We start from the raw sequence: 21,265 nt of genomic DNA, 5'->3' as shown, positions 1-21,265 counted from the left end.
GGTCTGGGCCGAGGTGGCGCTGCCGGCGGGGCCGCGGCGCGCGCTTCGGGGCCGGATCGGCGGCAGGTCCGGTCCGGGGCCGGTGCGGTTGCCCGGGCGGGTGTCGGTGATCGTTGGGGGGTTCGTGTCTGCCGGTGTGGCCGCCGCTGACGGTGTCGGCGTCGGGTCTGGGCCGAGGTGGCGCTGCCGGCGGGGCCGCGGCGCGCGCTTCGGGGCCGGATCGGCGGCAGGTCCGGTCCGGGGCCGGTGCGGTTGCCCGGGGGGGTGTCGGTGATCGTTGGGGGGTTTGGGTCTGCCGGTGTGGCCGCCCGCCCGCGGGCCCGCGCCAAGGCCGCCCTGCGCGCCTACCGGCACGACCGCCGCTGGGCGGGGCCGCGGCGCGCGCTTCGGGGCCGGATCGGCGGCAGATCCGGTCCGGGGCCGGTGCGGTTGCCCGGGGGGTGCCGGTGACCGGTCACGCGTCGCAGCCACAGCCGGTGCCGTAGCCGCAGCTCGGGCCCGAACCGGTGCCGTACCGCGACCGCCAGGCACAGCAGGCCCACGGCCATCAGCGCCGCCAGATGCTCCTTGCCCGCCAGGTTCTCCTTGATCAGCACCTCGGCCACCATGGCCACGGTCACCGTGCCCGCCGTCGCGTAGGCCCCGTGCCGCCAGGCCACGAACACGGCGAGCCCCACCACGGCCGCCGACGGGCCGGTGTCCACCACCTGCGCGTCCGTCCAGGGCAGTCCGAAGGGGGCGTGCGTGCCGAGCGAGATGCCCACGCGCGCGTACAGGGTGCCGGCCAGCGTGGCGACGTAGGCGATGGTCAGCGTCGGCCACCAGCCGATGCACATCTCGGCGATCCCGAACACCAGCAGGATCTGCGCGAGCGCTCCCCACACCGGCAGGTCCAGCGCGGGCACGAAGAGCGACAGGGGGGTGCGCAGCAGGGCCGGCAACAGGGGGTCCTCGGCGCGTACGGCGCCCGTGTCCTGTACGAGCTGGTAGCCCCACGCCTGGTTCTGCACCCACTGGAGCAGGGCCGTCAGCCCCACCGCCGCCAGCGTCATCGGGACCGCCCGCAGGCGCCGCTTCAGCAGGGCCGCGCGCACGGTGCCGCACAGCGGCCCCCACTCCTCACGGGCCCAGCGGGCGATCGCTCTCATCGGACGTTCCTCATCAGACGTGCTTCACCGGTGTGTCCAGGTGCCTGCGGTGCAGCCACTTCGGCAGCCCCGGCGCCTCCAGGAAGCCCTCCGCGCGGGCCGAGGCGAGGCCGATGCGCGGCAGGTCCGCGCTCTTCTCGAAGAGCAGGAACCGCGGCTCCCAGATGGGCCGGTACTTGGCGTTGGCGCGGTACAGCGACTCGATCTGCCACCAGCGGGAGAAGAAGCTGAGCAGCGACCGCCACAGCCTCAGGACCGGCCCGGCGCCGAGGCGCGCACCACGTTCGAAGACCGAACGGAACATGGCGAAGTTGAGCGAGACCTGGGTGATCCCGATCTCTCCGGCCCGGCGCAGCAGTTCGATGACCATGAACTCCATCAGCCCGTTGTCGGAGTCGCGGTCCCGGCGCATCAGGTCCAGGGAGAGCCCGTGCGGCCCCCACGGCACGAAGGACAGCAGGGCGCGCGGCCGGCCCCCGGCGTCGGCGCACTCCAGCATCACGCACTGCCCGTCCTCGGGGTCGCCGAGCCGGCCGAGCGCCATGCTGAAGCCGCGCTCGGTGGCGCCGTCGCGCCAGTCGTCCGCCCGCTCGATCAGCCGCGCCATCTCGTCCGCCGGGATGTCCGCGTGCCGCCGGACGCGCACCGTGTACCCGGCCCGCCGCACCCGGTTGTGCGCCTGGCGCACCGTGCGCATGGCCCGCCCCTCCAGGGTGAAGTCGGCGATCTCCACGATGGCCTCGTCGCCGAGTTCGAGGGCGTCCAGGCCGTGCCGGGCGTAGACCGTGCCCGCCTCCTCGCTCGCGCCCATCACCGCCGGGATCCAGCCGTGCGCCCGGGCCTCGGCCAGCCACGGCGTGATCGCCCCCGGCCAGGCCTCGGGGTCCCCGATCGGGTCCCCGGAGGCCAGGGACACCCCGCCGACGACCCGGTAGGCGACGGCCGCCTTCCCGGTCGGCGACCACACCACGCTCTTCTCGCGGCGCAGCGCGAAGTAGCCCAGCGAGTCCCGCTCGCCGTGCCGCTCCAGCAGGGCCCGCAGCCGCTTCTCGTCGTCCCCGGTCAGCGGGTCGACGGCCCGCCGGGAGCGGAAGGCGGCGTAGAACACGGCGAGGACGAGGGCCGTGCTGAGCACGTTGACGGCGACGTTGGACCAGTTCGGCGGGTCGATGCCGGGGAAGCGGTTCTCGTCGGCGGCCACCGACACCAGGCGCAGGGTGCCGAAGTGCCAGCGCTCCAGGAAGGTCGAACGGGCCGCGTCCGGCGCCTGGTTGGTGACCGTCACCAGCAGCGCCGCCAGCAGCGAGGCGAGCAGACCGCCGCCGACGGCGACCGTCGCCGCGAGCCGGGGGTTGGAGCGGTCGCCCTTGGCGTAGAACTCCCGCCGTCCGACCAGCAGGGCGCCGACGAACGCGGCCGTGAGCACCAGCGAGACCCAGTTCTGCGCGTACTGCCGGATCTCCGGGAACGCCATCGCGAACGCGAAGAGGGCCAGGAACGCCCCGCTTATCACCAGATTGAGGATCCAGGCGGCCCGTTTGCGCCGGCGCATGGTGATGGCGAGGAACGCGGTGAAGAGACCCGAGGCGAAGCCGGCCGTCAGCAAGTATGGCGTGAAGTAGTCGTCCTGGTTGTGCCGGCGGACGTCCTGCCCGAGCGAGACCCAGACCGCGCTGAGGAAGTTGATGAAGGCGACGGTCCGCAGGTACCAGACGGCGAAGGCGGCGGCCCGCCGGGAAGCCCCGGTGGACCGCCGCCCCTCCTCATCCGGAAGCCCCGGTTCGGTGTGCTGCGGTACGGCAATTCGGGCATCTCCCATGGGGCAGGATCATATGGGTGCCGCCCTGGCCAACCGCACCTTTCCGGCCTCTGTGGAGTGCGTGCGCGGCCCGGCGGTGCCGAACCGGCCGAAACCCGACTACTCGCCCTCGATGGGCTCCTTCTCGGACAGCTCCTCCGGCTCCGTCCCGGGCAGCTCCTCCGACTGCTCCTCCGACTCCTTGGCGGCGGGTTCCCGCGGCCGCTCGGGAAGCTCGGCGGCCAGCGCGGCGGCGCTGCGCACCAGCGGCAGCGCGAGCAGCGCCCCCGCGCCCTCGCCGACCTTGACCCCCTGCTTCAGCAGCGGCTCCAGCGCCATCCGGTCCAGCGCCTTCGCCTGTCCCGGCTCGCCGCTGTCGTGCCCGGCCAGCCACCAGTCCGGCGCCCGGAAGGCGACCCGCTGCCCGACCAGCGCGCAGGCCGCGGCCACCACGCCGTCCAGGATCACCGGCAGCTTCCGTACGGCGCACTGGAGCAGGAACCCGGTCATCGCGGCCAGGTCCGCCCCGCCCACGGCCGCGAGGAGCTGGAGCTGGTCCCCGAGCACCGGCCGGGCCCGGCGCAGCGCGTCCCGGATCGCCGCGCACTTGCGCATCCACGCCAGGTCGTCGATCGCGACCCCGCCGCGCCCGGTCACCACCGACGCGTCGGTCCCGCACAGCGCGGCGATCAGGACGGCCGCGGCCGTGGTCCCGCCCACGCTGATGTCGCCGAGCACGACCAGGTCCGTACCCGAGTCGGCCTCCTCGTCGGCGACCGCCATGCCCGCCCGCAGGGCCGCCTCGGCCTCCTCCGGCGTGAGCGCGTCCTCGATGTCGATCCGGCCGCTGCCGCGCCGCACCCGGTGCCGTACGACGTCCTCGGGGAAGGCGTCCGGGTCGCAGTCCACGGCCATGTCCACGACCCGTACCGGGACCTCGAGTCGCCGCGCGAGCACGGACACCGGGCTCGCGCCCTCCAGCACCGCCCGCACCAGCCGCTCGGTGCCGCCCGCGGGCCGCGCGGACACGCCCAGCTCGGCGACTCCGTGGTCACCGGCGAAGAGGATCACCCGCGGCCGTTCGACCGGCCGTACCGGTACGGCGCTCTGCGCGGCGGCCAGCCACTCGCCCAGCTCGTCGAGGCGGCCCAGCGCCCCGGGCGGCACGATCTGGCGCTCCCGCCGGGCCTCGGCGTCACGGCGCACGCCCCCGTCCGGGCGCTCGATCAGATCGGTGAAGTCGTCCAGATTAAGCCTGCTCATTCGCCGAACAGTACCGCCAGCGAACGGCTGCTTGAGCGTCACATCGCCACCACACCCGTATGACGTCGTTGCACCCAAGATCGGTATCCCATACGTTCCGTTTTGCAGCGAAATGTCGCTCAGGGAGCCGCCGATGCCGACCTCGCCCCCCACCCCGCCCGCCGGGGCACCCGCCGACCCCCACCACGAGCCGCGCCGCGCGGACTGCCCGTGGTGCGGCGGCGCGCGGCTGCGCACCCGGGCGCGGGCCACGGCGCCGGGACGGCGCGGCCCGGGCACCCGCGCCGTGGACGTGTGCCGCGACTGCGGGCACGCCTTCCAGAACCCCCGGCTGACGGCGGAGGGCCTCGCCTTCCACCACCTCGACTTCCACATGCACCACCTGGAGGACTTCACCGACCGGGTCCTGTCCGCCCGCGCCGTGCGCCGCCGGTACCGCGCGGTGGCCCGCACCGTGCGGGCCCTGGCCGAGCCGGAGAGCTGGCTGGACGTGGGCACGGGCCACGCCCGCTTCCCGGAGACGGCCCGCGAGGTCTTCCCGTACACGTCCTTCGACGGCCTGGACGCGACCCCGAGGGTCGAGCAGGCGCGCCTCGCGGGCCGGATCGAGGAGGCCCACATCGGCGACCTCACCAATCCCTGGGTCCTGCCCCACCTGCGCTCGCGCTACGACGTGGTCAGCATGTTCCGCCACCTGGAGCACACCGCCGACCCCCGCGCCGAACTGCGCGCGGCCCTGGCCGCGCTCCGCCCCGGCGGCCACCTGCTCCTCGAACTCCCCGACCCGCACAGCGCGTTCGGCATCCTGCTGCGCCGCTGGTGGCTGCCGTACCGCCGGCCCCGCCACCTGCACCTGCCGCCACTCGGCAACGTGCGCGAGGAACTGCGCGGCCAGGGCTGCACGATCCTCCTGGAGGACCGCCGGACCGCGCACCTGCCCTACGACCTGTCGGCCGCGCTGGCCCTGGCCCTGGCCCGGGCCCCCCAACCGCTCCGCACGGCGGCCACCCCCCTCGTCGGCGTGGCCGCGGCCCTGGACTACGCCCTGGCACCGCTGCTGCGCCGGACCCGTTTCTCCAACGCCTACCGGATCGTGGCACGCAAGGACACCGGGACGCCCTGAGCCGGTCGCGACCAGCCGTGGCGGGGCGGCGTACCGCGGCACTTCCAGCGCCGGCGCCCAGCCGCCCTCACCCGCGCAGCGCCAGCGCCTGCCCGGCAACCACCAGCAGCACCTGCTCGCACTCGGTGCCGAACGCCGCGTTCAGCCGCCCGAGTTCGTCCCGGTAGCGCCGCCCGGAGGCGGTCGCCGGGACGATGCCGGAGCCCACCTCGTTCGACACCGCCACCACGGTCCGCCGCGTGGCGCGCACCGCGGACGTCAGCTCCCGCACCCGCTCCCTGAGCAGCTTCTCGCCCCCGTCCGCCCACTCCGCGTCGTCCCACGCCCCCACGCAGTCCATGGCGTCCGTCAGCCACAGCGACAGGCAGTCGATCAGCAGCGGCGGCCCGTCCCGGCCCAGCAGCGGGACCAGGTCCGTCGTCTCCGTCGTACGCCACGACCCCGGTCGCCGCTCCCGGTGCGCGGCCACCCGTGCCGCCCACTCGGTGTCCCCGCCGCGGGTCCCGCCGGTCGCCACGTACAGCACCTCGGGGAAGGACTCCAGGCGCCGCTCGGCCTCCACCGACTTGCCCGAGCGCGCGCCGCCCAGCACCAGCGTCCGGCGCGGCACGTCCGGCACGTCCTCGTACACCCCCACCGTCAGCGTCGTACCGTCCGGCACCGTCCGCGCCCCGGCCGCCGCCAGCCGCCGGCGCAACTCCGCGCCGGGCGGCACGTCATGGTCCACATGGACGGCGACCACGTCCGTCGTCGGGCCGGCCGACCCCACCGCCCGCAGCCGCGCCAGCGCGTCGGGCCGGCCCACGACGTCCGCGAGGACCATCTGGTACGACTCCGCCGTCGCCTCCTCCAGCCCCGCCGGCGCGCCCCCGGGCGGCAGGTACAGCAGCCGCTGCCCGTCCGGGCCCGTCACCGCGTACCCCGTGCCGCCCGCGTCCATCGCCACCGCCCGCACCCGATGGCCCGTCAGCAGCGCCAGCTCCCGCCCGTCCGGAACCCGGCCCGGCTGCGGCAGCCCGGCCGGCACCTCCACCGCGGGCCCGTCGTGCGGGTGCGACAGCAGCACCTGCCGCACCCCGCCCAGCGAATGCCCGGCCCGCGCCGCCGCGAACGCCACGCCCGGCGTCAGATCGAGCAGCAGCGACCCGTCCACGAGCACGGCGGTCGCCGCCCGGGCGTCCGGGCCGAGCGCGGTCGCGCAGGCGGCGCAGGGACAGTCGGGGCGGGGCAGTCCGGCCGGGGCGCCGGTACCGAGCAGAGTCACGTCCACGGAATCGATTTTCGCCCGTCTGATCAGGTCGCGCGCTTCCGGCTAGTCTGCCAGCACGTGTTGGATCGAAGGAGGCCCGCATGACGGCATGGACGTGGCGGTTCGAGAACGCCGACGGGACGGAGGTCGCGCCCCCCGTGGAGCCCGAGGAGTTCACCACGCAGGGGGATGCCGAGTCCTGGATCGGCGAGCAGTGGCGCGCGCTGCTGGACGGCGGGGTCGAGCAGGTGCGGCTGTTCGAGGAGGGCACCGAGATCTACGCGGGGCCGATGAGCCTGCGCGCCGCCGCGGAGAGCTGAGCCGCCGGCGGCCGGGCTCGGGGTACGGCCGCGCGGCCGTACCCCCGCTCACTGCTCGCCCAGCGTCACGCGCGCCGTCTTCTCGGCGCCGCCCCGCAGGTACGTCACCGTCGTCTGCCGGCCCGGCCGCTCCGCCGCCAGCGCCTCCGACAGGGAGGTGATGGTGGTCACGGGCCGGCCGCCCAGCTTGGTGATGATGTCGCCCGTGCGCAGTCCCGCCCGGTCGGCCGCGCCGCCGCCCCGGACGCTGACCACCGCGACGCCGGCGGGCTGGTAGCGCTCGTCCACGACGGTCCGCCCGGTGATGCCGAGCGCGGCCCGCCCGGAGTCGACGACCCTGCCCTCCTTCACGATCTGGCCGGCGATCGTCTTCGCCATCGACGCCGGGATGGCGAACCCGATGCCGGGTGCCGCGCTGCCGCCGAGGTCGGGATCGGCGGCGGCGAGCGTCGGGATGCCGATGACCTGCCCGTTCAGATTGACCAGGGCGCCGCCGCTGTTGCCGGGGTTGATGGCGGCCGAGGTCTGCACCATGTTCGCGATCGTCGCGCCCGTGCCCCCGCCCGCGCTGCCCTCGCTGACGGTCCGTCCGACCGCCGAGACGATGCCCTCCGTGACGCTGGACGACAGCCCGAGCGGCGAGCCCATCGCCAGCACGATCTGACCAACCTCCACCTTGGCGGAGTCGCCGAACGCCGCCGCCCGCAGCCCGGACGGCACCCTGTCCAGCTTGATCACGGCCAGGTCCTGCTCGGGGTAGGAGTACACCAGGCTCGCGGTGAGCGGCTCCTCGCTGTTGGCCGTCGTCACCCGGAAGGTCTTCTCCCGCCCCACCACGTGCGCGTTGGTGACGATGTGCCCCTTGTCGTCGTACACGACCCCGGAGCCCAGCTCCCGGCTCGCCTGGATCTGCACGACCGACGGCAGGACCTCCTTGATGACCTTCTGGTACTGGCTCTGCAGATCCCCCGCGGCCATCGGCACGGCCGCCCGCCCGGCCGCCTGGGAGTCCTCGGCCGCCGGGGCGGCGGCGGGACGGCAGCCGGCGGCGAGGACCGCGCAGCACAGCAGCGCGGCGGCGGCCACGGTCCGGCCGAGGGCACGCGCGCGGGAACGGGAAGCGTCCATGCCCCGAGTCTCACCGCCCGGTCAGTGCCCGGCCCCCGCTGTTGCCCCGAACGGGCTCAGCCCCGTACACCGCACAGGTGCAGCAGCGCCGCCACCCCGCGGTAGGGGTCCGTGCGCCCGGCGCGCTCCTCGGCCGCCAGCAGCGTCTGTAGGTCGTCCGGGACCGGCGCGTCGTCCGCCGCCGTGTCCGTGAAGACCCGCACGCCGTACCAGGCGTGCAGCGGGGCGCCGATGCCGGCGAGCGTCGCGGTCAGGGCGGCCAGCCGGTCGGCCCGTACGTCGAGGCCGAGGCGATTGTGATAGGTCGCGGTGTCGAAGGCGGCCAGGGCGCCGGCCCAGTCGCCGGACAGGCCCGGGCGCATGGCGAGCGCGTCGCCGTTGCGCACCAGCAGGGAGAGCAGCCCGCCGGGGGCCAGCATCCGGGCCAGGCCCGCCACCAGCGGGTCGGGCTCCTCGACGTACATCAGCACGCCGTGGCACAGGACCACGTCGAAGCTGCCCGGCAGGAAGTGCACGCCGGTGTCCCGCCCGTCGCCCTGCACCAGGCGGACCCGCTCGCGGATCCCCTCGGGCTGCGCGGCCAGCGCCTCACGCGCGACGTCGATCATCGTCGCGTCCTGCTCGACCCCGGTCACCTGGTGGCCGAGCCGGGCCAGCCGCAGCGCCTGCGTGCCCTGGCCCATCCCCACGTCGAGCACCCGCAGCCGCTGCCCGACCGGGAACCGCCCGGCTATCTGCTCGTCCAGCTGCCGGGCCACCAGCTCCTGCCGTACGACATCACGCAGCCCGCCCAGCCTGCGCAGCCAGGCCTCGGCCGCGTCCCCGGTGAAGGCCTCTGCGCTCAGGGCCGCTCTCCGCGCTTGACCTGCGGCTTGGGCAGCCGGAGCCGGCGCATCTGGAGGGAGCGCATCAGCGCGTAGGCGACCGCGCCACGGGTGTTCTGGCCCGCGAAGCGCTCTTTGAGGCGCTTCTTCAGGCGGAAGCCGCTGACGACCGAGTCCAGCACGATCAGCACGATCACGACCAGCCACAGCAGCAGCGCGATGCTCTGGATCGCGCCGACCCGCACCACGGACAGCACGAGGATGACCACGGCCATGGGCAGGAAGAACTCCGCCACGTTGAACCGCGAGTCGATCCAGTCCCGGGCGAAGCGCCGCACCGGGCCCTTGTCCCGGGCCGGCAGATAGCGCTCGTCACCGCTGGCCAGGGCCGCGCGCTGGCGCTCCAGTGCCTGGCGCCGGTCCTCGCGCTGGCGCTTGGCGGCCTCCTTGCGGTTCGTCGGCGTATGGGCGACGCTGCGGCGCTGGGACTGGGCCTCACTGCGCTTGGGAGTGGGCCTGCCCTTCGGGGCCTGCGGGTCACGGGGCTGCTTGGAGTCGGCTACCGGCGCCTTGGCGGCGGGGGCCTTCTCTTCCTTGGCACGGCTACGGAACACAAAACCCAAGGGTAAGCGCTCGACCGGCATGGACGTCAGCCCGGCGGGGAACGATCCGGCAACACCGTTCGTCTGTAGGGGGACAGAGGGGACGTTCCGGCAGGGGTCACCTACTCCTTGCGCCGGAGCGGTTCGGTCCGCAGTCGTTCTTGGGGATGAGCGCATCACCTCCCGAACAGTGCGGTAATGGAGTCAGGGCCCGTACTGTGGGTCCTGTCGCAGGATCTGTGAGCTGGAGTCCGTCAGAAGGGGGCGCGCGAAGCCCATGAGCGGTGTCATGAAGCGTATGGGGATGATCTTCCGCGCGAAGGCGAACAAGGCCCTTGACCGGGCCGAGGACCCGCGCGAGACCCTCGATTACTCGTATCAGAAGCAGCTGGAGCTGCTCCAGAAGGTGCGCCGCGGCGTCGCCGACGTGGCCACCAGCCGCAAGCGGCTGGAACTCCAGCTCAACCAGTTGCAGCAGCAGTCCACCAAGCTGGAGGACCAGGGCCGCAAGGCGCTTGCGCTCGGCCGCGAGGACCTGGCCCGCGAGGCGCTGTCCCGCCGCGCCGCGCTCCAGCAGCAGGTCACCGACCTGGAGACGCAGCACGCGACCCTCCAGGGCGAGGAGGAGAAGCTCACCCTCGCTGCCCAGCGCCTGCAGGCCAAGGTGGACGCCTTCCGTACGAAGAAGGAGACCATCAAGGCCACCTACACCGCCGCCCAGGCCCAGACCCGGATCGGCGAGGCCTTCTCCGGCATCTCCGAGGAGATGGGCGACGTCGGCCTCGCCATCCAGCGCGCCGAGGACAAGACCGCCCAGCTCCAGGCCCGCGCCGGCGCCATCGACGAACTGCTCGCCTCCGGCGCCCTGGACGACCCGACCGGCATGGCCAAGGACGACATCGCCGCCGAGCTGGACCGCATCTCCGGTGGTACGGATGTGGAGCTGGAGCTGCAGCGCATGAAGGCGGAGCTGGCCGGAGGCTCCCCGCAGCAGGCCATCGAGGGCGGCACCGGCCAGGGGCAGACCCAGCAGCCGCGGGACACCCCGCGCTTCGACAAGCAGTAGCCCGGCGCCGGCCGGAGCCGAGGAGGCCGACATGATCGTACGGATCATGGGGGAGGGCCAGTGGAAGCTGGCCGACGCCCACTTCCCCGAGCTGAACAAGCTCGACGACGAGCTGCTGGACGAGATGGAGAGCGGCGACGAGCCCGGCTTCCGCCGCACGCTCGGCGCCCTCCTGGACTCCGTCCGCCGCCTCGGCACGCCGCTGGCGGACGACGCCCTGGAACCCTCGGAACTGATCCTCCCGGCGCCGGACGCGTCGCTGGACGAGGTCAGGGACATGCTCGGGGACGACGGGCTGATCCCGGGCTGAGCGGGTCGGCGACGTCCGGTGCGGTTCGGCAGCGCCCGAAGGGGCGGGGGGTGGTGACATCAGCGGCTCCACCGCGGGGCCCGGCCGGCCGCGGCGGATCCGCGGCCGGCCGGCGGCGCACCGCGGCACGTCCCATGGAGCGCTGAGCGCCCGAGGGTGTCCGTCGTCGCGGGCGGCGCCCGTACTGTTCATCCCGTGAGCACTCTCGACCGCGCCCGCTGCAGCCTCAAGGCCCACCCCTGGGCCCTGGACGCGGCCCTCGCCGCCGGCGTCCTGGTGTGCATGATCGCGGGGTCCTTCGTGACCCCCCGCGGGAGCAACGGCGTGACCTGGGGCATTCGCACCCCGGCCGCCCTCAGCCTCCTCCTCATGATCCTCGCCGCGGCCGCGCTCGTCTTCCGGCGCCGCGCCCCCATGCCGGTGCTCGCCGTCACCGGCACGTTCTCCGTGGTCGAGTGCGTCACGGGCGACCCGCGCGCCCCGGTCACGATGGCCGCCGTCGTCGCCCTGTACACCGTCGCCTCGACCACCGACCGCACCACCACCCTGCGCGTCGGCCTGCTCACCATGACCGTGCTGACGGCCGCCGCCATGCTCGGCGGCCCGCTGCCCTGGTACGCGCAGGAGAACCTGGGCGTGCTCGCCTGGACCGGCATCGGCGCTACCGCCGGGGACGCCGTCCGCAGCCGGCGCGCGGTCGTGCAGGCCATCCGGGAGCGGGCCGAGCGCGCCGAGCGCACCCGTGAGGAGGAGGCACGCCGCCGGGTCGCCGAGGAGCGGCTGCGCATCGCCCGCGACCTGCACGACGTCGTCGCCCATCACATCGCCCTGGTGAACGTGCAGGCCGGAGTGGCCGCGCACGTCATGGACAAGCGGCCCGACCAGGCCAAGGAGGCCCTGGCCCACGTGCGCGAGGCCAGCCGCAGCGCACTCAACGAACTCAGGGCGACGGTCGGTCTGCTCCGGCAGTCCGACGACCCCGAGGCACCCACCGAGCCCGCGCCCGGACTGAGCCGGCTCGACGAGCTGGCCGCCACCTTCCGCAGCGCGGGCCTGCCGGTGGAGGTGGCCCGCGCCGGGCAGGACTCCACTCTCCCGGCCGCGGTCGACCTCGCCGCCTACCGGATCGTCCAGGAGGCGCTGACCAATGTGCAGAAGCACGCGGGGGCCGGCGCCAGGGCCGAGGTCAGCGTCGTACGCGTGGGGCCGAACATCGAGGTCACCGTGGTGGACGACGGGCCGGGCGGACAGGACGCGTCCGGCGTGGGCGGCGGGCACGGACTGCTCGGCATGCGGGAGCGGGTCACCGCCGTGGGCGGCACCCTCACCACCGGACCCCGTTACGGCGGCGGCTTCCGCGTCCATGCGATCCTGCCCGTCGAGACCCGCACCGATACCCGTACCGACAGCCGTACGACGGCACCGGGGGAGCCCGTATGACGATCCGTGTCCTGCTCGCCGACGACCAGGCCCTGCTGCGCAGCGCGTTCCGGGTGCTGGTCGACTCCGAGCCCGACATGGAGGTGGTCGGCGAGGCCTCCGACGGCGCGGAGGCCGTCCGGCTGGCCAAGGAGTACCAGGCCGACGTCGTCCTCATGGACATCCGCATGCCGGGCACCGACGGTCTCGCCGCCACCCAAATGATCAGCGCCGATCCCGCGCTCGCGCAGGTCCGCGTGGTCATCCTGACGACGTTCGAGGTCGACGACTACGTCGTGCGGTCGCTGCGCGCGGGCGCCTCCGGCTTCCTCGGCAAGGGCAGTGAGCCGGAGGAGCTGCTGAGCGCCATCCGGATCGCGGCCGGTGGCGAGGCCCTGCTCTCCCCGGCCGCCACCAAGGGGCTGATCGCCCGCTTCCTCGCCCAGGGCGACGGCGACGACGGCCGCGACCCCGCCCGCTCCGAGCGGCTCGGCGCGCTGACCGTGCGGGAGCGGGAGGTGCTGGTCCAGGTCGCCGGCGGCCACTCCAACGACGAGATCGCCGAGCGGCTGGAGGTCAGCCCGCTGACGGTCAAGACGCACGTCAACCGCGCCATGGCCAAGCTGGGCGCCCGCGACCGGGCCCAGCTGGTGGTGATCGCGTACGAGTCGGGGCTGGTCCGGCCGAGGACGGACTGACCCACCCTGGGGTGTACACCGCTCTCCACCCCGGCGTACTGCGCAGGGAGTAGCGCCTCGATGAGGAAATGGACTCTGGGCCTACGGTTCCACCCTGCGTGATGGGTGAGGGTGATGGGGTCTGCCGCTCACAGACCTCACAGAAGAGAGACCCTGACCCATGTCCTGGCTGTCGAGATTCAGCCTGCGCCAACGCGCCCTGATCGGCCTGATGTCGCTCGTCGCGCTCGTCTTCGGGCTGATCGCGATACCCCAGATCAAGCAGCAGCTGCTGCCCACCATCAACCTGCCCATGGTGTCGGTGATCACGCCGTACCAGGGTGCCTCGCCCGACGTGGTCGAGAAGCAGGTCGTCGAGCCCATCGAGAACAACCTCCAGGGAGTGGACGGCGTCAAGTCCGTCACCTCCACCGCCGGCGAGGGCAACGCCGTGATCATGGCGTCCTTCGACTACGGAAACGACACCAAGCAGCTCGTCTCCGACGTGCAGCAGGCCGTCAACCGGGCCCGCAACCAGCTTCCGTCCGGCGTCGACCCGCAGGTCGTGTCGGGCTCCACCGACGACATGCCGACCGTGGTCCTCGCCGCCACCTCCGACAAGGACCGGCAGGCCCTCGCCGACCAGCTCGACAAGACGGTGGTACCGGCGCTGAAGGACATCTCCGGCGTCGGCCGCGTCCAGGTCACCGGCGTGCGCGACCTCCAGGTCGCGGTCACCCCGGACGACGCGAAGCTGGCGCGGGCCGGGCTCACCCCCGCCGCGCTCGGCCAGGCCCTGCAGGCGGGCGGCGCGACCGTCCCGGCCGGCTCCTTCGACGAGGGCGGTGTGAGCCGCACCGTGCAGGTCGGCGGCGGCTTCACCTCGCTGGGGCAGATCCAGGGCCTGATGGTCGCCGGCGAGAGCGGGGGCAAGCCCGTCCGCCTCGGTGACGTGGCCACGGTCAAGGAGCAGCCGGCCCCGGCCGACTCCATCACCCGCACCGACGGCCGGCCCAGCCTCGCCGTCAACGTGACCATGGACCACGACGGCAGCGCGGTCACCATCTCCAACGCGGTCAAGGACAAGCTGCCCGGCCTGCGCGAGCAGCTCGGTTCCGGCGCGCGGCTCACGGTCGTCAGCGACCAGGGCCCGGCCGTCTCCAAGTCCATCAAGGGCCTGACCACCGAGGGCGCGCTCGGCCTGCTCTTCGCGGTCCTCGTCATCCTGGTCTTCCTCGCGTCCGTCCGCTCGACGCTGGTGACGGCGGTGTCCATCCCGCTGTCGGTCGTCCTCGCGCTCATCGTGCTGTGGACGCGCGGCCTGTCGCTGAACATGCTCACGCTCGGCGCGCTGACCATCGCCATCGGCCGGGTCGTCGACGACTCGATCGTGGTCCTGGAGAACATCAAGCGTCACCTGGGCTACGGCGAGGAGCGGCAGACGGCGATCATCACCGCCGTGCGCGAGGTGGCCGGCGCGGTCACGTCCTCCACCCTGACCACGGTCGCCGTGTTCCTGCCGATCGGCCTGGTGGGCGGCATGGTGGGCGCCCTGTTCGGCTCGTTCAGCATCACGGTGACGGCGGCTCTGCTGGCCTCGCTGGTCGTGTCGCTGACGGTCGTCCCGGTCCTGTCGTACTGGTTCCTGCGCGCCCCCAAGGGCACCCCGGACGACGCGGCAGAGGCCCGCCGTCGGGCCGAGGAGAAGGAGGCGAACAGCCGCCTGCAGCGCGCCTACGTCCCCGTCCTGCGCTTCGCCACGCGCCGCCGCCTGACCAGCCTGCTGATCGCGGTCGTGGTCCTGGTGGTCACGTTCGGCATGGGCGGCCTGCTGAAGACGAACTTCTTCGACCAGGGCGCGCAGGAGGTCATCACCGTCAAGCAGGAGCTGAAGCCCGGCACCGGCCTCGCGGCCACGGACGCTCAGGCGAAGAAGGTCGAGAAGCTCATCGCCTCCACAAAGGGCGTGAAGGACTACCAGGTCACCGTCGGCTCCTCCGGCTTCATGGCGGCCTTCGGCGGCGGCACCGGCACCAACCAGGCGTCGTACCAGGTCATGCTGAAGGACTCGAAGTCGTACGACGCAGTCCAAAGGCACCTGGAGGACGGGCTGAAGAAGCTCCGGGGCATCGGTACGACCACCGTGTCCGCGGGTGGCGGCTTCGGCAACCAGAACCTGAGCGTCGTGGTCAAGTCCTCCGACCCGCAGACGCTGCGCACGGCCGCGGAGCAGGTCCGCGCCACTGTCGCCGGCCTCGACGGCGTCACCGACGTCACCAGCGACCTCGCGACGAGCGTGCCGCGGATCTCGGTCAGGGCGAACGCCAGGGCCGCGGCGGCCGGGCTCGACGACCAGAAGCTCGGCGCGCTGGTCGCCGAGGCGGTGCGCGGTACGACGGCGGCGAAGGCGACCCTCGACGACACCGAGCGCGATGTCGTGGTGCGCTCGGCCGAGCCCGCCACCACCCTGGCCCAGCTGGAGAACCTGCGCGTCGGGCCGGCCAGGCTCGGCGACCTCGCCACCGTGCAGGTGGTGGACGGGCCGGTGTCGCTGACCCGGATCGACGGGCAGCGCGCGGCGACGATCACGGCCAAGCCGACCGGTGACAACACCGGTGCGATCAGCGGCACGCTCCAGTCCAGGATCAAGGCGCTGAAGCTGCCGGCGGGTGCCACGGCCGAGATCGGCGGTGTCACCTCCGACCAGAGCGACGCGTTCAAGAACCTGGGCCTGGCCATGCTGGCGGCCGTCGCGATCGTCTTCATGCTGCTGGTGGCGACGTTCCGTTCGCTCGCCCAGCCGCTGATCCTGCTGGTCTCCGTCCCGTTCGCGGCGACGGGCGCGATCGGCCTGCTGGTCGCCACCGGCACCCCGATGGGCGTCCCGGCGATGATCGGCATGCTGATGCTGATCGGCATCGTGGTCACCAACGCGATCGTGCTGATCGACCTGATCAACCAGTACCGCGGGCAGGGCTACGGCGTGGTGGAGGCCGTGATCGAGGGCGGCCGGCACCGGCTGCGCCCGATCCTGATGACCGCCCTGGCGACGATCTTCGCGCTGCTGCCGATGGCGCTGGGGGTCACGGGCGAGGGCGGCTTCATCGCGCAGCCGCTCGCGGTGGTCGTCATCGGCGGTCTGATCACCTCCACCCTGCTGACGCTGCTCCTCGTCCCGACGCTCTACGCCATGCTGGAGCTGCGCAAGGAGCGCCGGGCCACGAAGCGGGCGGCGAAGAGGGGGCAGGCGCCCGCCGAGCCGGCGGCGGAGCCGGGTCCTGCCTCCGAGGAGCCGGAACCCGCCTCCGTATGACGCGGTGACGCGGTGACGTTTCCACGACGGGCGGCCGGGCCCCGGGGGTGTGGTGTGAACCTCCGGGGCCCGGCCGCCCTCGCGTGCCCGTTCCGCATGCCGGCGCGCGGTGACCGACCTGCCCGAGCGGTACCGGGAGGCCTGCCGGCGCCGGGCGCACGGCACGCTCTTCTGGACCCGAGCGGGCGCACGTCGTACGTGTACGGCTACGGCAGGGCGAGCATCCGCTCCAGGGCCAGCTTGGCGAACGCCTCCGTCTCCTTGTCGACCTCGATCCGGTTGACCAGGGTGCCCTCGGCCAGGGACTCCAGGGCCCAGACCAGGTGGGGCAGGTCGATGCGGTTCATGGTCGAGCAGAAGCAGACCGTCTTGTCGAGGAAGACGATCTCCTTGCCCTCCGGCGCGAAACGGTTCGCCAGCCGGCGTACCAGGTTCAGCTCCGTGCCGATGGCCCACTTGGAACCGGCCGGCGCGGCCTCCAGGGTCTTGATGATGTACTCGGTCGAGCCGACGTAGTCCGCCGCGGCCACGACCTCGTGCTTGCACTCGGGGTGGACGAGGACGTTCACACCGGGGACGCGCTCCCGGACGTCGTTCACCGAGTCGAGGCCGAAGCGGCCGTGGACCGAGCAGTGGCCGCGCCACAGGATCATCTTGGCGGCACGGAGCTGGTCCGCCGTCAGCCCGCCGTTCGGCTTGTGCGGGTTGTAGACCACGCAGTCGTCCAGGGACATGCCCATGTCCCGGACGGCGGTGTTGCGGCCGAGGTGCTGGTCGGGCAGGAACAGGACCTTCTCGCCCTGCTCAAAGGCCCAGTCGAGGGCGCGCCTGGCGTTCGACGAGGTGCAGATCGTGCCGCCGTGCTTGCCGGTGAACGCCTTGATGTCGGCGGAGGAGTTCATGTACGAGACGGGGACGACCTGCTCGGCGATCCCGGCCTCGGTCAGCACGTCCCAGCACTCCGCGACCTGCTCGGCCGTCGCCATGTCGGCCATGGAGCAGCCGGCGGCGAGGTCGGGCAGGACGACCTTCTGGTCGTCGGAGGTGAGGATGTCCGCCGACTCGGCCATGAAGTGCACACCGCAGAAGACGATGTACTCGGCCTCCGGGCGCGCGGCCGCGTCCCGGGCCAGCTTGAAGGAGTCACCCGTGACGTCGGCGAACTGGATGACCTCGTCGCGCTGGTAGTGGTGGCCGAGCACGAAGACCTTGTCGCCGAGCCTCTCCTTGGCGGCGCGGGCGCGCGCGACCAGGTCGGGGTCGGACGGCGAGGGCAGGTCGCCGGGACACTCGACACCCCGCTCGCTCCTCGGGTCGGCCTCGCGGCCGAGCAGCAGCAGGGCGAGCGGAGTCGGCTGCACGTCGAGCTCCGGGGTCTGGGCGGTGGTCACGACACGCACCCTTTCTACTTTTCGTCTAACTGACGCTATCTATCATAACTGCTTCACGTCACTTTGACGATGGCCATAACGTCGATGTGACGTGAATCCCGATGAGCCGTTTTCCGCTCCGGAGGCTGTGTGCGAGCATGAGGAGGGAGCCGAAAGACAGGCGCCCGGCCCGGAATGAATCCGCGGCCCCGCCGGTTGCAGTCGTCGGCAAGCAGTCTCCGTACAACCCGGGAGAGATGTAGATGTCCGTATCGGACGAGAAGCTCACCGTCACCGACGGCATCATCCTGACCGACGCCGCCGCGTCCAAGGTCAAGGCCCTGCTCGACCAGGAAGGCCGTGACGACCTCGCGCTGCGCGTCGCCGTCCAGCCCGGTGGCTGCTCCGGCCTGCGCTACCAGCTCTTCTTCGACGAGCGCTCGCTCGACGGCGACGTCGTGAAGGACTTCGGCGGGGTCAAGGTCGTCACCGACCGCATGAGCGCTCCGTACCTGGGCGGCGCCACCGTCGACTTCGTGGACACCATCGAGAAGCAGGGCTTCACGATCGACAACCCGAACGCGACCGGCTCCTGCGCCTGCGGCGACTCCTTCAGCTGAGCCGAGGGTTCACAGCCCCCCGCGCCCCATGAGGGGCGCGGGGCTGTCTTTTCACATGCGGCCACCACCGCGCGGCGCGCCCCGCGGAACGCGGGAGCCGTCCGCGCCGACCACCGCCCGCCCGCCCAGCGGCGCCGCGAGCCGTACGGTCTTGACGTACTCCCTGGCGATCATCACGCACACCGTGTCCGGCCGGGCGTGCTCGGTGACGGTGACGGTCACCTTGCCGCCGTCCTCCCGCGCGGCCGCCGTGTAGTCGGCGCACACCCCGCCGTAGAAGCTCAGCGTCAGCTCCCGGCCGTCGGCCGTGTAGCCCTCGACCTTCACGGTGTGCCGCCCCGGCCCCGAGGTCGGTCCCCCGGAGGGAGCCGTCGGCGACGCCAGGTACGACGGATCGACCGCCGGATACGTCACCGTGTACGCCCCGCCCGCCGCGTCGCGCCGCACCTGGAACAGCCAGGACGGCACCAGCGTCTGCCGCCCGGCGACGGAGTGCGCGGCCAGCCCGAACACCGCCTTGTCGATGACGGACGCGTCCAGGCCGGCGTCCGCTCCCGCCGCCGATGGCGCCGCGCCGCAGGGCCGCTCGAACCGGTCCTTCACCGGCACCGGACGCGTACAGCCGCCGATCCCCATCCGGTGGTCGCCCTTCGGCGCGGTGTTCATCAGCTTCAGCGTCCTCGCCGCGCCCAGGACCGGGTACGTGTCGCCCCGCACCGGCGCAGCCAGCAGCCCCTGCCCGCCGACCACCTCACCCTGCCGGTCGACCGTCAGCCCGGTCCTCCAGCCGTACGTCGGCAGCCCGCCCACCACCGGATCGGCGTTCACCACCCGCTGGTCGCCCATGACCTGGCTCGCGTCGACCTTCGCGTTCCCCAGCCCGGCCGCCTTCAGCACCGGCGCCGCCGCCGCGGTCGCCCGCGACACGTCCACCGCGCCGCCCGTCGGGCCCACCGGACCGTGGCCGCACAGGGCGCCCTTCGCGCAGTCGTCGGTGCCCGGCGCGTACCGGCTGAAGGTCCAGCTGCCCGGCGCGTCCCGGTTCACCGTCAGGCCGGGGCCCGTGCCGTCCTTGCCGCCGACCCGCCAGATCCGGCCCTCGGCCACCGGCGTCCCCGCGACCCCGAGTGCCCGGGCGAGCCCGGCCACCGCGTCCTTGCCGACCTCGCCCTTCGGCGCGTACACCGCAGCGGCGCCCGGACCGGCCGGCAGCGCGCCGTGCGCCACGTACGTCGCGCCGTAGGGGGCATCGGTCCCGCCGTCCAGGGCGAGCGGCGGGGGTGTGGCATCCGCGCCGGCCGCCCGGTGACCGGCGTCCGTACGGCCGCCGGCCCCGCTGCTCGCCGCGACATAGGCGCCACCGCCGCCGACCAGCAGCACGGCCGCGGCCACCGACAGGACGGCGGCGCGGGACCTGCGCCACCCGCCGCGCCCCTCGTCGACGTGGTCCCCGTGGTCCTCAGGGCCCTCCCGGCCCTCTGCGTGCCCGGCATGCCCAAAAGCCTCGGGGTGCTCGCGGTTGTCGGGTCCCTCGGTGTTCACCGCATCGCTCCTCGCTGGTCGTATCCCGCCTCCCCCGCTGGGGGGCGGCGATGGGACGCGAGAGGGGAGCGCGTGGTTCCCGCCGGATGCGCCCGGCGCGTCAGTCGCCGTAGTCGGACATCGCGTCCAGCAGCCGCGCGGAGCGCACCGGCACGCGCACCCCGTGGATCAGGGACGGCGGCACCGGCCGCTGTTCGGCGTGCGCGGGAACCGCCCAGTGCGGGGCCATCCGGGCGCAGTCGACACGCAGCGAGGCCAGGTCGCCCTCCGGGTCGGCCGGGGCGGGGGAGTGCGTCTTGAGGTTCGTCATGCCGGCACCGTAGGCACGACCGGTGGCGCGAAGAAAGATCTACTATCGGGTAGTTTTGCCCGCTACTGCGGTCCCGGCCGACCCGGTAGCGTGAACTGTCAATCCGCCCTCCCGTCTCCCACCACCCTTCCGAAGAGCGCTATCGCGCGCACCTTTCTTATTCCGCAGGAGAATGCCCTCGTGCGCATCGCAGTCACCGGCTCCATCGCTACCGACCACCTCATGACCTTCCCCGGCCGCTTCGCCGACCAGTTCGTCGCGGACCAGCTGCACACGGTCTCGCTCTCCTTCCTGGTCGACAACCTCGATGTGCGCCGGGGCGGAGTCGGCGCCAACATCGCCTTCGGCATGGGACAGCTCGGCACGCGGCCGATCCTGGTCGGCGCCGCCGGCTTCGACTTCGACGAGTACCGCGCCTGGCTCGACCGGCACGGCGTGGACACCGAGTCGGTCCGGATCTCCGAGACCCTGCACACCGCCCGCTTCGTGTGCACCACCGACGCCGACCACAACCAGATCGGCTCCTTCTACACAGGCGCGATGAGCGAGGCCCGCCTCATCGAGCTGAAGACCGTCGCCGACCGCGTGGGCGGCCTCGACCTCGTCCTCATCGGTGCCGACGACCCGGAGGGCATGCTCCGCCACACCGAGGAGTGCCGCTCCCGCGCGATCCCCTTCGCCGCCGACTTCTCCCAGCAGATCGCGCGCATGGAGGGCGACGAGATCCGGGTGCTGATGGAGGGGGCGACGTACCTGTTCTCCAACGAGTACGAGAAGGGCCTCATCGAGACCAAGACCGGCTGGAGCGACGCCGAGATCCTGGGCAAGGTCGGCCACCGCGTCACCACGCTCGGCTCGCGGGGCGTGCGCATCGAGCGGGCCGGCGAGGACCCCATCGAGGTCGGCACCCCGGAGGAGGAGCGCAAGGCCGACCCCACGGGCGTCGGCGACGCCTTCCGCGCCGGGTTCCTGTCGGGGCTGGCGTGGGGTGTCTCCCTGGAGCGCGCCGCGCAGGTGGGCTGCATGCTCGCCACGCTCGTCATCGAGACCGTCGGCACGCAGGAGTACCAGCTGCGGCGGGCGCACTTCATGGAGAGGTTCGTGAAGGCGTACGGCGATGACGCCGGACAGGAAGTGCGGGCCCACCTCGGCTGAGGCGGGTTCCTCTCGGCGGGCGCCGGTG

The 21,265-nt window shown here is 73.2% G+C and carries 19 protein-coding genes; 9 read left to right on the top strand and 10 right to left on the bottom strand.

Features of this window, described 5'->3' with window-relative positions:
- Positions 1-344: 344 nt before the first annotated feature.
- The 3 genes from ACZ60X_RS02065 to cobT form a co-directional block, all read right to left on the bottom strand.
- On the bottom strand, positions 345-1,148 hold the full coding sequence (locus ACZ60X_RS02065) for a hypothetical protein (protein WP_469592255.1): 804 nt from the start codon (positions 1,146-1,148) through the stop codon (positions 345-347).
- 13 nt (positions 1,149-1,161) lie between these two features.
- Positions 1,162-2,967 (bottom strand): phosphatidylglycerol lysyltransferase domain-containing protein, encoded by a 1,806-nt coding sequence (locus tag ACZ60X_RS02060; protein ID WP_469592254.1) that lies wholly within the window; start codon positions 2,965-2,967, stop codon positions 1,162-1,164.
- 99 nt (positions 2,968-3,066) lie between these two features.
- Entirely contained in the window at positions 3,067-4,209 is a 1,143-nt protein-coding gene (gene cobT, locus ACZ60X_RS02055) for a nicotinate-nucleotide--dimethylbenzimidazole phosphoribosyltransferase (protein WP_469592253.1), read from the bottom strand.
- Positions 4,210-4,342: 133 nt separating this feature from the next.
- Between cobT and ACZ60X_RS02050 the strand changes: the two genes are divergently transcribed.
- Positions 4,343-5,332 (top strand): class I SAM-dependent methyltransferase, encoded by a 990-nt coding sequence (locus tag ACZ60X_RS02050; RefSeq protein WP_469592252.1) that lies wholly within the window; start codon positions 4,343-4,345, stop codon positions 5,330-5,332.
- A gap of 67 nt (positions 5,333-5,399) precedes the next feature.
- Here ACZ60X_RS02050 and ACZ60X_RS02045 read toward each other — a convergent pair whose 3' ends face one another.
- Positions 5,400-6,602 carry a bifunctional adenosylcobinamide kinase/adenosylcobinamide-phosphate guanylyltransferase gene (locus tag ACZ60X_RS02045; RefSeq protein WP_469592251.1) on the bottom strand — a complete coding sequence of 401 codons (1,203 nt, stop codon included), beginning with the start codon at positions 6,600-6,602 and terminating at the stop codon, positions 5,400-5,402.
- Positions 6,603-6,682: 80 nt separating this feature from the next.
- On the opposite strand from ACZ60X_RS02045, the gene ACZ60X_RS02040 reads away from it, so the two are divergent.
- The gene (locus tag ACZ60X_RS02040; RefSeq protein WP_469592250.1) at positions 6,683-6,901 is read left to right on the top strand and encodes a hypothetical protein; all 219 of its coding nucleotides are present in this window, start codon (positions 6,683-6,685) and stop codon (positions 6,899-6,901) included.
- 48 nt (positions 6,902-6,949) lie between these two features.
- On the opposite strand, the gene ACZ60X_RS02035 is transcribed toward ACZ60X_RS02040, so the two are convergent.
- The 3 genes from ACZ60X_RS02035 to ACZ60X_RS02025 all read right to left on the bottom strand — a co-directional run bounded on the left by ACZ60X_RS02035 (position 6,950) and on the right by ACZ60X_RS02025 (position 9,467).
- The gene (locus tag ACZ60X_RS02035; RefSeq protein WP_469592249.1) at positions 6,950-8,029 is read right to left on the bottom strand and encodes a S1C family serine protease; all 1,080 of its coding nucleotides are present in this window, start codon (positions 8,027-8,029) and stop codon (positions 6,950-6,952) included.
- A gap of 56 nt (positions 8,030-8,085) precedes the next feature.
- Positions 8,086-8,787 (bottom strand): class I SAM-dependent methyltransferase, encoded by a 702-nt coding sequence (locus ACZ60X_RS02030; RefSeq protein WP_469592248.1) that lies wholly within the window; start codon positions 8,785-8,787, stop codon positions 8,086-8,088.
- A gap of 83 nt (positions 8,788-8,870) precedes the next feature.
- Positions 8,871-9,467, bottom strand: a complete 597-nt coding sequence (locus ACZ60X_RS02025) for a DUF3043 domain-containing protein (protein ID WP_469592247.1) — start codon at positions 9,465-9,467, stop codon at positions 8,871-8,873.
- Between the two features lie 265 nt (positions 9,468-9,732).
- Between ACZ60X_RS02025 and ACZ60X_RS02020 the strand changes: the two genes are divergently transcribed.
- The 5 genes from ACZ60X_RS02020 (at position 9,733) to ACZ60X_RS02000 (ending at position 16,240) form a co-directional block, all read left to right on the top strand.
- Positions 9,733-10,521 carry a PspA/IM30 family protein gene (locus ACZ60X_RS02020; RefSeq protein ID WP_469592246.1) on the top strand — a complete coding sequence of 263 codons (789 nt, stop codon included), beginning with the start codon at positions 9,733-9,735 and terminating at the stop codon, positions 10,519-10,521.
- Between the two features lie 31 nt (positions 10,522-10,552).
- On the top strand, positions 10,553-10,831 hold the full coding sequence (gene pspAA, locus ACZ60X_RS02015; RefSeq protein ID WP_469592245.1) for a PspA-associated protein PspAA: 279 nt from the start codon (positions 10,553-10,555) through the stop codon (positions 10,829-10,831).
- Positions 10,832-11,026: 195 nt separating this feature from the next.
- Positions 11,027-12,271 (top strand): sensor histidine kinase, encoded by a 1,245-nt coding sequence (locus ACZ60X_RS02010; protein ID WP_469592244.1) that lies wholly within the window; start codon positions 11,027-11,029, stop codon positions 12,269-12,271.
- Positions 12,268-12,948, top strand: a complete 681-nt coding sequence (locus tag ACZ60X_RS02005) for a response regulator (RefSeq protein WP_469592243.1) — start codon at positions 12,268-12,270, stop codon at positions 12,946-12,948. Before ACZ60X_RS02010 ends, ACZ60X_RS02005 begins: the two co-directional genes overlap by 4 nt.
- Before the next feature lie 160 nt (positions 12,949-13,108).
- Positions 13,109-16,240, top strand: coding sequence for an efflux RND transporter permease subunit (locus tag ACZ60X_RS02000; RefSeq protein ID WP_469592242.1), 3,132 nt, complete (start codon positions 13,109-13,111; stop codon positions 16,238-16,240).
- Between the two features lie 206 nt (positions 16,241-16,446).
- Here ACZ60X_RS02000 and nadA read toward each other — a convergent pair whose 3' ends face one another.
- Positions 16,447-17,631, bottom strand: coding sequence for a quinolinate synthase NadA (nadA, locus tag ACZ60X_RS01995; RefSeq protein ID WP_469592241.1), 1,185 nt, complete (start codon positions 17,629-17,631; stop codon positions 16,447-16,449).
- Between the two features lie 242 nt (positions 17,632-17,873).
- Between nadA and ACZ60X_RS01990 the strand changes: the two genes are divergently transcribed.
- Positions 17,874-18,230 (top strand): HesB/IscA family protein, encoded by a 357-nt coding sequence (locus ACZ60X_RS01990; protein WP_469592240.1) that lies wholly within the window; start codon positions 17,874-17,876, stop codon positions 18,228-18,230.
- A gap of 51 nt (positions 18,231-18,281) precedes the next feature.
- Here ACZ60X_RS01990 and ACZ60X_RS01985 read toward each other — a convergent pair whose 3' ends face one another.
- Both ACZ60X_RS01985 and ACZ60X_RS01980 read right to left on the bottom strand, forming a co-directional pair.
- A complete protein-coding gene (locus ACZ60X_RS01985) occupies positions 18,282-19,772 on the bottom strand; it encodes a hypothetical protein (RefSeq protein ID WP_469592239.1) in 1,491 nt (496 codons plus the stop codon).
- A 100-nt stretch (positions 19,773-19,872) separates the two neighbouring features.
- Positions 19,873-20,082, bottom strand: a complete 210-nt coding sequence (locus ACZ60X_RS01980; protein ID WP_469592238.1) for a hypothetical protein — start codon at positions 20,080-20,082, stop codon at positions 19,873-19,875.
- A gap of 180 nt (positions 20,083-20,262) precedes the next feature.
- Between ACZ60X_RS01980 and ACZ60X_RS01975 the strand changes: the two genes are divergently transcribed.
- A complete protein-coding gene (locus tag ACZ60X_RS01975) occupies positions 20,263-21,237 on the top strand; it encodes a carbohydrate kinase family protein (protein ID WP_469592237.1) in 975 nt (324 codons plus the stop codon).
- Positions 21,238-21,265 lie beyond the last annotated feature (28 nt).

The sequence above is a fragment of the Streptomyces sp. NPDC104106 genome (assembly GCF_055584345.1).
This window is presented reverse-complemented; position numbering and strand designations above follow the sequence as displayed.

Bases quoted from the DNA above. Each gene is read 5' to 3' on its own strand.
- ACZ60X_RS02020 (WP_469592246.1), top strand. From the start codon at position 9,733: ATGAGCGGTGTCATGAAGCGTATGGGGATGATCTTCCGCGCGAAGGCG.
- ACZ60X_RS02005 (WP_469592243.1), top strand. From the start codon at position 12,268: ATGACGATCCGTGTCCTGCTCGCCGACGACCAGGCCCTGCTGCGCAGC.
- ACZ60X_RS02050 (WP_469592252.1), top strand. From the start codon at position 4,343: ATGCCGACCTCGCCCCCCACCCCGCCCGCCGGGGCACCCGCCGACCCC.
- cobT (WP_469592253.1), bottom strand. From the start codon at position 4,209: ATGAGCAGGCTTAATCTGGACGACTTCACCGATCTGATCGAGCGCCCG.
- ACZ60X_RS02060 (WP_469592254.1), bottom strand. From the start codon at position 2,967: ATGGGAGATGCCCGAATTGCCGTACCGCAGCACACCGAACCGGGGCTT.
- ACZ60X_RS02065 (WP_469592255.1), bottom strand. From the start codon at position 1,148: ATGAGAGCGATCGCCCGCTGGGCCCGTGAGGAGTGGGGGCCGCTGTGC.
- ACZ60X_RS01980 (WP_469592238.1), bottom strand. From the start codon at position 20,082: ATGACGAACCTCAAGACGCACTCCCCCGCCCCGGCCGACCCGGAGGGC.
- ACZ60X_RS02035 (WP_469592249.1), bottom strand. From the start codon at position 8,029: ATGGACGCTTCCCGTTCCCGCGCGCGTGCCCTCGGCCGGACCGTGGCC.
- ACZ60X_RS02040 (WP_469592250.1), top strand. From the start codon at position 6,683: ATGACGGCATGGACGTGGCGGTTCGAGAACGCCGACGGGACGGAGGTC.
- ACZ60X_RS02000 (WP_469592242.1), top strand. From the start codon at position 13,109: ATGTCCTGGCTGTCGAGATTCAGCCTGCGCCAACGCGCCCTGATCGGC.
- ACZ60X_RS01990 (WP_469592240.1), top strand. From the start codon at position 17,874: ATGTCCGTATCGGACGAGAAGCTCACCGTCACCGACGGCATCATCCTG.
- pspAA (WP_469592245.1), top strand. From the start codon at position 10,553: ATGATCGTACGGATCATGGGGGAGGGCCAGTGGAAGCTGGCCGACGCC.